Source organism: Novosphingobium sp. SG919 (assembly GCF_012932495.1).
In the GTDB taxonomy this organism is placed as follows: domain Bacteria; phylum Pseudomonadota; class Alphaproteobacteria; order Sphingomonadales; family Sphingomonadaceae; genus Novosphingobium; species Novosphingobium rhizosphaerae.
The window spans coordinates 424,468-438,268 of the sequence record NZ_JABCNG010000005.1; the positions used below are offsets into that span (position 1 = coordinate 424,468).

12 protein-coding genes are annotated in these 13,801 nt (G+C 64.2%); 11 read left to right on the top strand and 1 reads right to left on the bottom strand.

The window, feature by feature from the left end:
• Nucleotides 1-130: 130 nt before the first annotated feature.
• The 8 genes from FHT19_RS19800 to FHT19_RS19835 all read left to right on the top strand — a co-directional run bounded on the left by FHT19_RS19800 (nt 131) and on the right by FHT19_RS19835 (nt 11,261).
• The gene (locus FHT19_RS19800) at nt 131-1,987 is read left to right on the top strand and encodes a hypothetical protein (RefSeq protein WP_169476541.1); all 1,857 of its coding nucleotides are present in this window, start codon (nt 131-133) and stop codon (nt 1,985-1,987) included.
• A 68-nt stretch (nt 1,988-2,055) separates the two neighbouring features.
• Nucleotides 2,056-3,108: a conjugal transfer protein TraN gene (traN, locus tag FHT19_RS19805; protein WP_248290574.1), complete on the top strand. Its 1,053-nt coding sequence runs from the start codon at nt 2,056-2,058 to the stop codon at nt 3,106-3,108.
• Nucleotides 3,080-3,961, top strand: coding sequence for a type-F conjugative transfer system pilin assembly protein TrbC (locus FHT19_RS19810; RefSeq protein WP_169476475.1), 882 nt, complete (start codon nt 3,080-3,082; stop codon nt 3,959-3,961). The genes traN and FHT19_RS19810 overlap by 29 nt, the downstream gene beginning before the upstream one ends.
• Entirely contained in the window at nt 3,933-4,538 is a 606-nt protein-coding gene (locus FHT19_RS19815) for a S26 family signal peptidase (RefSeq protein WP_169476476.1), read from the top strand. Before FHT19_RS19810 ends, FHT19_RS19815 begins: the two co-directional genes overlap by 29 nt.
• A 35-nt stretch (nt 4,539-4,573) precedes the next feature.
• Nucleotides 4,574-5,428 carry a conjugal transfer protein TraF gene (locus FHT19_RS19820; protein WP_248290575.1) on the top strand — a complete coding sequence of 285 codons (855 nt, stop codon included), beginning with the start codon at nt 4,574-4,576 and terminating at the stop codon, nt 5,426-5,428.
• Nucleotides 5,428-6,003 (top strand): hypothetical protein, encoded by a 576-nt coding sequence (locus FHT19_RS19825; protein WP_169476478.1) that lies wholly within the window; start codon nt 5,428-5,430, stop codon nt 6,001-6,003. Before FHT19_RS19820 ends, FHT19_RS19825 begins: the two co-directional genes overlap by 1 nt.
• Before the next feature lie 53 nt (nt 6,004-6,056).
• Nucleotides 6,057-7,481 carry a conjugal transfer protein TraH gene (locus tag FHT19_RS19830; protein ID WP_169476479.1) on the top strand — a complete coding sequence of 475 codons (1,425 nt, stop codon included), beginning with the start codon at nt 6,057-6,059 and terminating at the stop codon, nt 7,479-7,481.
• A gap of 12 nt (nt 7,482-7,493) precedes the next feature.
• Nucleotides 7,494-11,261: a conjugal transfer protein TraG N-terminal domain-containing protein gene (locus FHT19_RS19835; protein WP_169476480.1), complete on the top strand. Its 3,768-nt coding sequence runs from the start codon at nt 7,494-7,496 to the stop codon at nt 11,259-11,261.
• Here the strand turns inward: FHT19_RS19835 and FHT19_RS19840 are convergent.
• Nucleotides 11,258-11,734 carry a hypothetical protein gene (locus FHT19_RS19840; RefSeq protein ID WP_168558106.1) on the bottom strand — a complete coding sequence of 159 codons (477 nt, stop codon included), beginning with the start codon at nt 11,732-11,734 and terminating at the stop codon, nt 11,258-11,260. The two genes, FHT19_RS19835 and FHT19_RS19840, sit on opposite strands and share 4 nt — an antisense overlap.
• Before the next feature lie 225 nt (nt 11,735-11,959).
• Between FHT19_RS19840 and FHT19_RS19845 the strand changes: the two genes are divergently transcribed.
• Genes FHT19_RS19845 through FHT19_RS19855 form a run of 3 tightly spaced genes read left to right on the top strand, consistent with a single transcriptional unit; the run spans nt 11,960 to nt 13,650 of the window.
• Complete coding sequence (locus FHT19_RS19845) at nt 11,960-12,256, top strand: type II toxin-antitoxin system Phd/YefM family antitoxin (RefSeq protein WP_168558107.1); 297 nt, start codon at nt 11,960-11,962, stop codon at nt 12,254-12,256.
• Nucleotides 12,253-12,705, top strand: coding sequence for a type II toxin-antitoxin system VapC family toxin (locus FHT19_RS19850; protein WP_168558108.1), 453 nt, complete (start codon nt 12,253-12,255; stop codon nt 12,703-12,705). The genes FHT19_RS19845 and FHT19_RS19850 overlap by 4 nt, the downstream gene beginning before the upstream one ends.
• 18 nt (nt 12,706-12,723) lie before the next feature.
• A complete protein-coding gene (locus FHT19_RS19855) occupies nt 12,724-13,650 on the top strand; it encodes a HEPN domain-containing protein (protein WP_168558109.1) in 927 nt (308 codons plus the stop codon).
• The last annotated feature ends 151 nt before the right edge of the window (nt 13,651-13,801 follow it).

The following is a 13,801-nucleotide window of genomic DNA, read 5'->3' on the forward strand; positions in this document are numbered from 1 at the left end:
CAGCGTCGCTCCACCCCCGGCCAGCGCGGCCGCAATGCCCCCGCGACGGGACCGGCGTATCCTCTCCGCCTGTTCTGTCGTAGCGGTCGCGCTGGCCCTTCCTTTGGCATCGTCCGCCTCGGCCCAGACGATGGAGGACCGAGCGCGGGCAGCGGCAGACGCCTCTCGCGCCAAGACAAGCGACAGCGATGCGCTCCAGCAGAATTATGTGACGCCGGGGCTCGCGGGCCAGTCGATCTCAACCGTCGACAACAGCCGAACCTTTGCGCCGAATATCGCGTGCCAGAAGACGGCGACGATGCTCGAGGTGCTGGTCCAGCCTTCCGGCACGGGTGATCTCGGCACGGTCACCATCGCCCGCGATACCGATCTCGACGGGACGGTCGACAGCACCTCCAAGCTCCCGGTTCCGGTGTCGGGGATCTGCGCCAATGGCGTGGTGTCCTGCCAGCCCGGCAGCTGGAATGGCTGCAGCTTCTACCGCTGGGATGTCGATGCCGCGAAGGCTCTAAAGCTGACGGCGGTGGACATGCCCAAGCTCGCGGGATGCTACTGCATCAACAACAGCTGCGGCGCCAATCTCGCCTGGGGTAATATGCCCTCGGTCCTGCGCGATCTGGGCGGCGGCATGATCGGCGCGCTGACGACCGCCGATCCGCGTTACGGCGTAGCGGAAGCGGTGATCGATGGCCCCGCGATCCGCTATGTCGGCGCGCAGTCGACCGCCTGCTCATCCAATCCCAGCCTGCCCCAGACCGCCTATCGCTCCAATCCCGCGACCATCGCCTCCGACGCCTACGCGGCCTCGACGGGCAGTGGCGTGTTCCAGGCGCTCAAAGGGTCCGCGATCGGAACGGGCACATCGCTCCAATACCGGCACTGCACGATCGAGCGGCGGGTGACGGTGCTCAAGCCTGCAGCCGAAGATATCATCAGCCGGACCTCGGGCGGCTATTCGACGATTCAGAACGGATCCTCGTTCGATTTTCTGATGGGCTCGCCCGCGGACAACAGCCTGGCCGGCGGGAGCTGCACGCTCATCGATTTCCGGATGACGTTGCATGTTACCGATCCCGATCGGATCGTTGACGCGCGCCTCACCGAATTCTTTGCCGATGACTGGGGACAGGTCCGCATCGATGGGCAGTTGGTCGGATCGGGGCCCTCGCCCTGGACGTCGATGGGTCTGCCGCCCTCGAAATGCGAACTCAAGAAGACCTTCTATGCCTTTCCCAATCTCGATCTGAAGCCCTGGCTCACCGCAGGGGATCACGAGGTCTGGCTTCGCGTCGCGGTTGCGGAAGGCGGCGAAGGCTTTGCGCAGGTTCATGTCGACGTCGACAATAGCTGCAAGACGCTGGAGCAGTTGGTCGACGGATGCGGTTCGATCGCATCCGATCCGCAATGCAAGCTCGACACCGAGATGGTCGACGGCGTGCAGACCTGGATCAATGGCGTCGCCACCGGTCTTAGGCCCCTGCCGCAGACGCGCATTCTCGGCGGCCCCGCCTGCCCTACCGACCTCACCCGCGACTTCTTCCTGAAGGATCGCACCTATCGCTGCTCGGTCGATGATGTCGCCAGGCCCGACACGAGCCGCGGCACCTACATCATCGATCACTCGACCGAGACGATGCTGGCCGACCGGTCGCGACAGAGCGACGGCAGCTTTGCGAGCACCACGCGCCCCTTCAGCCTGCCCGATCGCGGCTCGGTGCCGGCGTGCGAACCGGTGTGCAAGACGCGGGCGCCCAAGGCGAACAGCGACGCCGCACCCGATGGCGTGGTCGGCGCCAAGCAGAACGTGCCCACCGGTTACGACACCTTCTTCCACGCCTGCACCGCCAACAACCAATGCCCGGCAGGCCCGGGCGAAGAGGTCGTCTCGGCCTGCGGCTGCCTTGATGATTTTCCCGAAGCTGTCGTGATGATGCAGACGGTCCGGCTCGCCGGTGCAGACATGGTCTGCACGGGGAGTGTGCAATGATCGGCTTCACCACAAAGTGGCACCGGCGCCTGGGTCTTCGCCGCACCGCGCTTGGACTGGTGCTCGGCATGGGGCTGACAGTCGCCTGCCCGAGCATCGCCAGCGCGCAGCAAATCTGCGCGGCCGATCTCAACAACAATGGCGATGCGGCCGACGAAGGCGAGCAGGCAAGCTGCCTCTCGACGACCAGCGGCGCCTGGCTCTGCCCGATCCAGCAGGTCGACTGCGTGGCGGATGCTGTTGGGCAATATAGCTGCCCGGTCGGCGCCCAGTATGCGTGCGTCGTGAAGAGCACCGGCGGCCCACCCGCCTGCTCGCCCAATCAGTGCGCCGACCTTGCGACCAACCCGATCGTCGAAGAGCCGCCGATGGATGATCCGGGTACCGAGCCCAATGGCGGCATCGACGCTGACGGCAACTGCCTCGGGCAGATCGAGATCTTCTCAGGGCGTGGCATGCGCTGCCGGCCTCCCGGGCTTTCGACCACCTTTTCCAATTGCTGCAAGGATAAGGGCAAAATCGTCAAGGACGGCATGGGCTCGTCTATCGGCTCGATCGGCACCAAGATTGCGGTCGCCAAGGGCGTATTCACCGGAATGAAGGCGGCCTATGTCGCGTTCAAGGCGGGCGCCACGGCAAGCGAGGCGGCGAGTGCCGGCGCCCACGCGCTGATCGTGGGGCTCGATCCGACCTCGATCGCGGTCAGCCTCGCCATCAATTTCATGATGGAGTTCCTGTTCGCCGGCTGCGACCAGCAGGACATGGAAGCCGCCATGCTCCGCTCGTCGGGCATGTGCCATGAGATCGGCAGCTACTGCACCTCGAGCTTCCTCGGCATTTGCCTGCAGAAGGCCCGCGGCAACTGCTGCTTCAACACGAAGCTCGGCCGGATCATCCAGGAACAGGGCCGACCGCAGCTCAAGGCCTTCAATGGCAATCTCTGGGGCACGGCCAAGAAACCGATGTGCCGGGGGTTCACGCCGGAAGAGTTCCAGGCGCTCGACTTCAGCAAGATCGATCTCTCGGAATATTACGCCGACATCGAGGCCCGCGCCCAATCCGACATCCAGATAGACATGGGGGAGCGCGTCAATGCGTATCTCAATGCCATCAATCCGTAACGCGGCGCTCATCTTGGCTGTGGGTGCGGCAACCGCCGCGCTTGCACAGGATGCCACGCGTGATGCCCCTTCCGGCAACGCCCGGCAATCCACCGCCGATCAGGGCCAGACGGTCATGGACCGGCTCGGACGCGCGGTAAAGAGCGGCAAGGACGCCGCTGGACGCGCGCCGGATCCGCGACTGCCGCGCACCGACAACCCCGCCGATCGTCGGCGCGCCTTCGAAGCCTTGAGGGGCCGGACGTCGATGCCGGAGATGGAGGCACGGGCCCGTGCCGCACAGGCCAAGGGCGAGGCCAGCCTTGCCGCCGAGCGCGAGCGACAGGCCAAAGCGCTCCGCCAGGCTCTCGGGCTCGAACCCGCCGAGGAACAGGCGCTTGCCAAGGCCGCGCCGGCCGTTGCGGGAAAAGGCTGGGTGCCGGTGCTCTTCGTTTCCTCGTCCATGCCGATCTCGACGCTGCGCAGCTATGCGGCCCAGCTCGAGCGGGCGCACGGGGTCATGGCCTTTCGCGGCGTGCCGGGCGGTCTCAAGAGGATGGGGCCCATGGCGAAGCTGACCGCGCAAATCCTCCGGCTCGATCCAGGTTGCGAGGGCCCGAACTGCGTGATGCGCGACGTCCAGCTGATCGTCGATCCGATCGTCTTCCGCCAGCACGGTATCGCCCAGGTTCCCGCGCTCGCGATGATCCCGGGCGATCCCACCCAGGCCTATTGCGAGCGCGACGACGACAGCCCCCGCGCCGCCCATGTCGTGTTCGGCGACAGCGCGCTTTCCGGAATGCTCGAAGAATATGCCCGCCTCGGCGGGAAAGAGGAGGTCAGTCATGCTCAGGCTCTTCTGGTTGCTCGTTAGGTGGATTGCCGGTCTCTGGCCGCGTCTGCGCGGTCTGCCGCGCAAGGCAGCGGTGGCGCTCGGCGCGCCCGGGGCGGATCAGCCTGCTCGGCCGGACCGCCTGTGGCGCGCCATGCTGGTGGTGGTGCCACTGGCGCTGCTCGCGGCGCTGGTGATGCCGCAGGTGACGCTGGTCATGTCCCCGTCGATCGAGGCCTTCGCCGTGCGCAAGAGCCCGGGACCGATTGCCCGCGGCGACTATGTGATGTTCACCTTGCATCACCCGATCGCCGGGCCAAAGCCGGTCTCCGTCACCAAGCATGCGCTGTGCCTGCCCGGCGACCGGCTGACCATGTTCGAGACCCCCTCGCCGCTCGTCTCGAACAGCTGGGACGGCCACTATTACTGTAACGGAAAGCTGCTCGGCGTGAGCCTGCCTCAAGCCCATAATGGGCTGAAGCTCGCCCATATGACGTGGAGCGGGATCATTCCCGACGGCATGGCCTATGTCGGCTCGACCCACCCGCGCGGGTTCGACAGTCGCTATTTCGGTCTGCTGCCGATCGCGAGCCTCGTGCGGATGGAGCGCATCCTGTGAGCGCGCGGCGGCTGATCGTCGCGGCAGCGACGTGCATCGTAGCGGCCTCGGCTCCGCTCAGTGCTCAGACGGGCAACCAGAGCCAAGGGCAGCGCCAGGGCTATTGGTGGTACGAGGTACCCAAGCCAAAGGCCGAAGAGAAAGCCGAACCGGACGAACTGGCAAAGCCCGTCATCCCGCCGATGGCTGAGCTGGCCACTTGGACTCCGCCGAAGATCCGCAAACTCATCGAGGCGCAGCGCGACTATGCGGCGACCGTACTGACGGTCGATGCGGTTGCCGATTTCTGGCGGCTCCAGGATTTCGCGCGGCGCAAGGCACGCGCATTCGCGGGCGTAACGCAGATCGCGATGCTGCAGCATCCCGAGCTCAACTCGAAATCCGCCAACCCGATGGTCGGCGATGCCCGATCCGAAATGTCGGCGGAGAAGGATGCGATCCGCCGGTCCTATCTCCGTGCGCAGGCGGGCGACTTTGCGCTCGTCATGTTCTCGCGTTCGTCCTGTGGCTATTGCCGGGTTCAGTGGCCGATCATCCAGCGGTTCCAGGAAGAGATGGGCTGGCAGGTCACGCTTCTCGATCTGGACAAGCGGCCGGACCTCAGCGCGCGCTTCGGGGTGGAGATCACCCCCACGACGATGCTGATCCGGCGCGGCAGCCAGCAGCGGATGATCATAGCCTCGGGGGTCGAAGCGTACCCTAACCTCGCGCAAATGGCCTATCAGGCGGTGCGCCTGCTGCGGGGCGACATCCGGCCCGAGCAGTTCATGACCGGGCCGGGCGAAGATGCCGGCTTCTTCGATGCGCTGGGCAATGGCCCGGTGTCCGCGACCGACCCCCGTGCCCTCGGCGGCGACCTGGTCGACGCTTCAATGGGAGGCAGACCGTGATGCGCGCCCTCATTCTCCTTGGCATCCCCGGTCTGGTCATCGGCATGGGCTCCGCATCTGCTCAGACCGTCAGCCGAGAGGACGCGATGCGAGCGGCGATCCATCCGGTCGGCGACGCAAAGACGATGCAGGCCTGGCTTTCGCGCGTTCCGGTGACCCGCGAATTTCCGGATGACTTTACCGCAACGTTGAGAGGCCAGGGCGCAGCGCTCGTCATCGAAATGACGACAACGCCCGGCTGCGTGCCATGTGGCGATCTCTGGACCAAGCTGACGGCGCTCGGCGTGCGCTACGGCTGGCAGGTTCGCACGATCAGCGCACAGGAAGCCATGATCCGCTCGGGGCGCCTCGGTCTTCCGTGGGTCGGGCATCCCGTTGCATGGGTGCGGCCGGTCTCGGACGACAGCCGCGTCATACCCGTGGCGATAGGCACCGATCATGCGCCCAATCTCGCGCGCAACCTCTATCTGGCCGCGAAGATGCTGACGGGGGTGAGACCCGCCGTCGGCGTCCGGGCCATGTCCAAGTTCACCGGCATCGTGGGGCTGCCGGCGACCCGAACCGGAAGGCGCTGAGCGATGGCGGCCTCAGCCTTTCCCCCCTCACCCTCGATTGTCCGGAGTCCGCCATGTCTGTCAGGCCTCGTGCAGCGCTCCGCGCGCTGATCGCCCTCTTTGTCGCCACGCTGTTCTCCGCTGCGCCCGCCCATGCGCAGAGCTGGGCGGAAAGCTGGTTCGACAATGTCACCTATACCTCGCCCGGTAGCTTCGAGGACCAGACCCGTGGCTATGTGACGGCGGGCGGCATGTCGGGCCGCGTGGATGTCCACAACGACTATCTGATGTCGGTGAGCCTGCCCAAGGTGCGTGCTGGCTGCGGCGGCATCGACATGTTCTTAGGCGGAATGAGCTTTCTCGATCCCGACTATCTCGTCCAAAAACTCGAGAGCATTCTACAGGCGGCGCCCGCAGTCGCGTTTCAGTATCTCATTGAAACACTTGACGAAAAGATGGGAAACATCATTTCGAAGATGGAAGCGGCGACCAACTTCCTGAACTCGATCCAAGTGAACGACTGCCGCCTCGCCAATCGCATGGTCCAGATCGCCAAGGGCGACGACAATATGTCCGGGATCATCGAGGAGATGACCGGCTACCGCTCGGTCAAGCAGGGCTTCGCCAAGAGCTACCAGCAGAGCCGCGAGAAGATCGAGGCAAACAACAACAATCCGACCGAGGATCTCAAGGACGCGCTCGCCAACTGCCCGGCGGAAGTGACCGAGATCTTCCGCACCGGCTCGCTGCTGTCGCACGCGGCCTCCCGCGTCGGCGCGGGCGACTGGGCGAGCGTCATGCGGGCCCGGGTGGGAGACGTCTATATGCGCTGGGACGATGGCGACCGCGTTCCCCTGTTCACGGCGGTCCCGCAATGCCCTGCTCAGGATACGGAAAGCGCGCAGGACTTCCTGACCGGCCGGGTCCAGCGCCGGACGCTCAATTTCCCGCCGACCCCCGCCGACTGCGGCAAGGACGGATCAGGGCGCGGCGCCCTCGTCCTCGCCCGCGAGCGCATGCAGTCGATCGCAACCAAGATCCGGACGCGGGCGGCGCTGTCGGCCGACGAAAAGCAGTTCGTCGCCAATGTCCGTACCCTGCCGGTCTATCGCATGCTCGAATGGGGCGTGCGCCAGGGTGTCGTCGACTCCGTCATCGCCGACACCGACGAACTGGTGGCCCTTACCCTCGCCTATCAGATGCTGAACGACCTTACGCGGACGATCGATTTTACGGTCACCAATGCCGAGCGCGGCGCGACCGTCGCGGGCTCGGCCGACGGAAACAACAAGAACGTCTGCCAGACCCGGATCCTCTCCAAAGGGATCGAGCAGCTACGCGACTTGAGGGACGAGGTGCTGCGACAGCGCGCACAGATGCGCCAGAGCTACATGGCCGCCCTCAATCAGGCCAACCTCTCGACCAGCTACGCCGGCCTCCTGCGCGAGCGCGATCGCGATGCACGCGACGCTGCCGGCGCTGCCGCCCGCAACCAGTAGGATCGAACGCCCATGCGCAGGCTCCTGAGGCTGTTTGCTGCCCTTCCCGCCCTGATGCTCGCCTCGCCCGCGCTGGCGGTCGAGACCAGCTTCCACACCTATGACGGCTTTGCCGAGACGGTCGGCGCCTTCCGCCTCGTCTCGATGATCTTCGGCGATCCACGCTACGAGACCCTGGTGATGATCGTCGCGACCGTCGGGATCGGCCTTGGCGCGATCATCGCGAGCGTCCGCGGGACCGGCATGGGGCTCGTCGCCTTCGGCTTCCAAATTCTCGTCGGCGTGGGACTTTTCATCGGGCTGATCGCCACGACCGGCACCGTCCATGTCTATGACCGGGTGCGCAACGCCTATCAGCCGGTCGGCGGCGTCCCGAACCTGCTCGTCCTGGTTGCCGGCGCCACCAACATGATCGAGCGCGCGATGGTCGAGACGATCGACGACAACACGCTCGATCCCAACGCCAAGATCGAGTTCGGCGCCGGCGGCCACAGCTTCGACCTGTTCCTCAACGCCGTCTCACCGCGCGGCCCCATGACGGACGTTTTCCTCGACGCAACGATCAAGGATTATGTCCGCCAATGTTATCCGGTCGCGCGTGTATCGGCCGCTTACGGCGTCGATGACGATCAGCTGTTCCGGACCTCGACCGATCTGCCGGCCTCCTTCGCGGCGATGGCCGGCCCCGCCACCTTCTCAACCGTCTATACCGAAACCGACAAGGGCGGCACAACGGTGAGCTGCACAGATACCTGGACGCATATCTCGGATCGCCTGTCCGACCCCGCGCTGTTCGACACGTACACCAATCAGATCTGCGCGCGGACGGGCTATGACACCGGCAATGCCCAGCAGATGCAGCGCTGCCGGCAACAGCTTGGCGAGATGGGCCAGATGATGCTCGGACGGCCGCTGAGCGCGCAGGCCTTCCTGACCCACATACTTCTGGGCAACACCGTTGGAGACGTATTGTTCGAGGACTCTCCGGCAAGCGCGGCCAGGGTCATGGCGAACCGTGCGGTCATCTCCAACGGCCTCGCCACCATGTCGGTCGCGAACGAGTGGATGCCGACGATCCGCGCGACGGTGTTCGGGATCATGCTCTTCATGATCCCGATCGCGCTGCTGTTCATCCTGACGCCGATCAACCTGCGGGTCGCGAGCTTCGCGCTGGGCATGTTCGTGTTCGTGGCACTTTGGGGCGTGATCGACGCAGGCATCTACCAGCTGACCCTCGGACGCGCGACCGCGACGCTGGCCGAACTCCGCTCCAACGCGTTAGCAGCCAATGCCTGGCTGCTGGCGCCCTCCGCCGCCATGAAGGCGCTCGCGATCTTCGGCAGCTTCCGCACCGCCGCGGCGGGCCTCGCTGGCGCCTTCGTCTTCACGGTCTTCCGCTTCAGCGGCAATGTGTTCTCGTCGCTCACTTCCGGATCGCTTGGCATCGCGGGCCAGGGTACTGCGGCCGCCGCGCCGATGGGCACCGCCGAGGGGCGGTCCTCCGCGCTCGAGGCGCAGGCGTCTGCGATGGGCACCCGCTCCCGCGCGGCAGCGGCTTCGAGCTTTGGGGACTTCGGCGAGCGTTCGAGCTTCAATGCCAATCGCACCTATGGCGAGGCCGGTCACATTCTTGGCGAGCGCCCTGGGACGCCGGGCGGAACCGCCTTCGCGCTAGGCGGGATCGAGGGCTCACGCCAACTGGGAAGCCTCGCCCCTGCGCTGGGAGGCCGCGATCTGGCCGATCCGGCAGTCGCGCGCGCCGTTCAGGCTAACGCGGCCACGACGGCCATCCATCAGTTTGCCGAGAAGGATGCACTCAGAGGTCTGGGTACTGGTTATTTCGGCCAGGGCGAAGCTGGCGAAAAGGCGTTCGCCGCCTTCAGCCAAAACCTCGTCCAGTGGCGCGCCTTTGGCGATAGCCGAGCCTATGACATGATGTTGCAGGGAGCGACGCGCCACTTTGAGCGGGCCGGATATTCACCGGCCGATGCTCAGCTGAAGGCCTCGGGCGTAATCGGCGAGGCCCAGGCCGACCCTACCTTCGCCAAGCTGATCGCCAACACCTACGATCAGGAACAGCTGCTGCGCAACGACCTCACCTCCGCGCAGGTCCAGGTTGGTGCGATGGAGGGGCGCCGCGACTATGCCGGCGACAATGTCACCGGCGTCGAGCGCGCCAATGTCGCGACCGAACAAGGCTGGCGCAGCGGCAGCAACCAGGGCCAGCGCGAAGCGGCGTCAATGCTCGGGCTTTCGGTCGATGAGACCGGACGCCGGGTCGGGTTCATCAACGCACTCTCGGGCGAAGCGCGCAGCACCGCGGTCAGCCAGCTTGCCCGCGCCACCGGCAGGAACGAAGCCCAGGTGGTGGCAGCCGTTGAACGCTACAGCGCCGCGACGCAGCTGGGCACGGCAGATGGCGCGGCCGCCGAAGCCGGCCGCGAAGGAACGAGCATCTATGGCCGCAGCCGCGAGGCTGCCGGCTATGACTTCGCCGAGCGCTCGGGCAAACTCGACGCGCAGCGTGAGGTTGGCACTGCCGGTACTCGCAGCTCGGCGCGGATCGGCGAGCAGCGCCGGCAGTCCGAGAATTTCGGGTTTGCCGAGGGCGCGGCTGCGGCCGGTGTCTCGACGCGTAAGGCTGCGCGGCTCAACAGCTTCATCCAGGCGCTCAGCCGCACGGCCGGCAATCAGGTCGATATGGCCGAGGGCGGTGCAGCAGGTGTCGCCGATCGCGCGCGCAACGAGCGTCTGACTTCGATTGTCGACCGGGAGCGTCTCACTCGCATGCAGGGCTTGCTCGCGGAGCACGGAATCAAATTATCGAAGCGTCAGCTCGCCATGGATCAGAATGGCGATCTTGGTCTCAACCTTACCCCTGCGACCGCCGCCGCCATGTGGAAGGCCGGCCTCATCAACGAGAGCCAGCTTGGCGCGATAGCCAATGGCGGGCATGCCCGCTTCAGCTTCGCGCATAACGACCTGCTGGTCTCCAGCGGCACGGACTTCAGCCGGTCGGCGCGCAGCGACACCAGCACGCGGTTCGAAGCCGGCAAGCAGGCTGGTCCCGACACTATCGAGCATTTCATGGGCGGCGGTGCCGAAGGCCAGGCCATGCTCGCGAACTGGCTTCGCGGCGGGTTTGAAATGGACCGCAAGGGCGATTGGAGGCTGAAGCCTCAGGTTGCGGACACGCTCCAGCGCGATGTGCAGGCGATCATGGCCCAGACGGGATGGCAAAGGACGCTATCCCGCTCAGCGCAGGATCAAACCACAATGGGCACAACCATCGACCTCGGGGTGGGACGCTCGGTCGAATTTTCTGATGGCAACAGGTCCGGCGGGGGCGCTCCAGTGTCGGGGGGAAGAAGGCAAAATTCCACCTCCGCAGGCCCACGGAAAGGCCGGACGGGAGCCGATCAAGCTTCTGCCGGTATCGGCTTCAACAGCCAGGATATGGGCAGCACTACCGAACATGCTCAATCGACAATTGATATCGTCAATTACGACGTCCGGGAGTCCATTGCCGCTGCAGAGCGAGCAGCAACTCGATCAGATAATCCCGCGGCGACATTCTCCCGTACGCTCTCCGACCGCATCCTCGGGCCCGAGGGCATGCGCAATCGTTATCTGCAGAACGCGGACGACGGACGCGCCACCTTTGACATTACAGGGCCGCTCACTTCGCTGGAGCAGAACTCTGTCCTTTCAAAGGGGAGCTTCTCGACAGACCTCAAGGGAAGTCTCGGCGACGGAGATAGCAGCTTCAAAAAGCGCTAGTGACGCTTCCTGCCATTGGGGTTGATGCACCCGGGATTGTTCGGGTTCATCGGGTTGCCGATCCACAGGGAGCCAGATCGCGGGTCCATAGGATTGGACTGCGCGCGCCACCTCTCCATCGTCCGCGCGAGTTCACGCCTGCTGTGATCGGCGAAGAAAACCTCTGCTTCGTCATCAGAGAGTGCCACGCCGGCGCCTTGCCCGACGAAGCTATCGAGGCGCTCGCGAATATAGCCGACGCCGAGCACCATGAGCGCGGTCATCGGGGAAAAGAGAATATTCAGGTACCCGGCGAACCCTCCGCGATAGAATGATGCCAAAACATCTACTTGCGTTGATATCGCCATTCCCGCCCACCAGACGGGAATAGTTGCCCACCAGAGCTTTGCGTACCAAGGCTTCCAAAGCCAAGCAGACAGCTGCGGGCGTGCCCCCGTGTCTTCCTGATCTTGGTGATCGATGGCGGCGTCCATCGGGAGATCCTTTCAGATGCGCCATAGCACAAATTCGTCCGTCGAGCATCCGGAAACACGATGAAGTAACTCTTTTCAGGCGACGATATGTGCCTTGCCCTATACTTTACGCTGGCACGGGCTTTCACTTCGAACCGCCGGAGATTCCCTCTCTGAGTGTGTTCAAAACGCTTGCCGAAGCTTCTACACATCGCTATATCTGACTAGCTAGTCAGGAGAAGTCAAGTGGGACGCGCTGTTCACAAAGGAAGCAAGGATAAATCCGGCCTGCCTGCAGCGTGGAAGCTGGAGGACGCGAAGGCGCGTTTCAGCGAAGTCGTGAGGCGTGCGCAGAGCGAGGGACCGCAACGTGTGACCGTTCGCGGCCGCGATGCGGTGGTCGTTATTAGCGTCGCCGAACTCGATCGACTTCTCCCCCCGGATCCAGGCAAACCCGCCTTCCTCCCCTTCCTGGAGGGGCTGGGGCTGGACGGCCTCAACGTTGAGCGAGAGGTCGATCTGGGCCGGGATGTTGCCCTGTGAAGGGTTGGCTGCTTGACACCCACATCGTCTCGGCACTGGCGAGCCCCAATGGCGCGCCAAGCGTCAAGACGTGGGCGAGCGGGCAGCCTGAGCATCGGATTTTCCTCAGCGTCCTGACGCTCGCGGAATTTGACAAGGGCATCCACAACCTGGAGCCGGACCACCCCGATCGCTCGCGCTATATGGCGGCACGGGACGCGCTCGCGGATCGTTTCAGCGTCCGGCTCCTCTCGGTCGACGATAAAGTCGTTTATCGGTGGGGCAGCATATCCGGCGACGTCAAACGCAGGACGGGACAAGCGCCACCGGTCATCGACACGCTGCTCGCTGCCACCGCGATAGAACATGATCTCTGCCTCGTGACCCGAAACGTGAAGGACACGCGCCATAGCGGGGCGGCAATCTTCAACCCCTGGGAAGATGATCCGTCCCAGTTTCCTCTGACCTGATCAAGCGACATCGACACAATGAAGACCGATCTCGACCATCTCCCGGCAGGCAAACGACGCGAACTCGATCGGGTCATCCAGATCTTGTTCGAGGAATTCCAGGACGCCCATGGCGAGCCGACGGGGCCCCGCAAGCTGGGTCGTATCCTCAAGGTCATTCTTTATGGATCCTACGCGACCGGCCGCTGGGTCCACGAGCCGCACACCGAGCGCGGCTATCGCTCGGATTTCGACCTGCTCATCATCGTAAACCAGAAAGAGCTGACGGACTGGCTCAAATATTGGGACAAGGCCGAAGATCGCCTGAACGTCGAGACCATGATCCTCAACCGGCTGCGCACGCCGGTCAATTTCATCGTTCACACACTGCAAGAGGTGAACGATGGACTTGCCCATGGCCGCTACTTTTTCATGGACATCGCCCGTGATGGGGTTGCGCTTTATCAGTCCGACGACAGCGAACTGGCGACGCCCAGGCCCAAGACGCCCCAGCAGGCCTATGACATGGCCAAGGAATATTATGACCAATGGATCGAACTAGCCGTCTCGTCGCGTGTGATCTTTCAGTTCTGCTATCAAAACAAGCAATATCCCGATGCGGCCTACAATCTGCAACAGGCGGCCGAACGGCTCTATTATTGCGTCCTTCTCGTCTACACTTTTTATACGCCGTACAGCCATAATCTCAAATTCCTGCGCGGGCATGCCGATCGACTCTCCCAGCGCCTTGTGGATGTCTGGCCGCGCGATACCCGCAAGCTGGAGGCGCGCTTCCTCAAGTTGAAGGACGCCTATGTGAAGGCCCGGCACTCCAACCAGTTCAAGATGACGGATGAGGAATTTGCCTACTTGTCCGAACGCGTCGAGGAACTGGGGAACGTCGTCAACGAGCTTTGCCAGGAGAGGCTCGCAGAGCTGAAGGCGGCGCTGGAACCGGATACGTAGGTGTCGATATTCTGCGCTTGATACGCGACCACCTTCAATCCGCGGGCGAGCGATTCATGCGTGCGTTACTGGAAGTCACTGGTTCAAAGCACCGAGCCTCGACAGGTAATTCTGCTCTGACGTTTACTCCTCAGGTTGAGACAAAGCAGTC

Coding starts and splice junctions, on each gene's coding strand:
- FHT19_RS19855 (WP_168558109.1), top strand. CDS start 12,724: ATGAAGACCGATCTCGACCATCTCCCGGCAGGCAAACGACGCGAACTC.
- FHT19_RS19825 (WP_169476478.1), top strand. CDS start 5,428: ATGCGCGCCCTCATTCTCCTTGGCATCCCCGGTCTGGTCATCGGCATG.
- FHT19_RS19800 (WP_169476541.1), top strand. CDS start 131: ATGGAGGACCGAGCGCGGGCAGCGGCAGACGCCTCTCGCGCCAAGACA.
- FHT19_RS19830 (WP_169476479.1), top strand. CDS start 6,057: ATGTCTGTCAGGCCTCGTGCAGCGCTCCGCGCGCTGATCGCCCTCTTT.
- FHT19_RS19810 (WP_169476475.1), top strand. CDS start 3,080: ATGCGTATCTCAATGCCATCAATCCGTAACGCGGCGCTCATCTTGGCT.
- FHT19_RS19815 (WP_169476476.1), top strand. CDS start 3,933: ATGCTCAGGCTCTTCTGGTTGCTCGTTAGGTGGATTGCCGGTCTCTGG.
- FHT19_RS19840 (WP_168558106.1), bottom strand. CDS start 11,734: ATGGACGCCGCCATCGATCACCAAGATCAGGAAGACACGGGGGCACGC.
- traN (WP_248290574.1), top strand. CDS start 2,056: ATGGGGCTGACAGTCGCCTGCCCGAGCATCGCCAGCGCGCAGCAAATC.
- FHT19_RS19835 (WP_169476480.1), top strand. CDS start 7,494: ATGCGCAGGCTCCTGAGGCTGTTTGCTGCCCTTCCCGCCCTGATGCTC.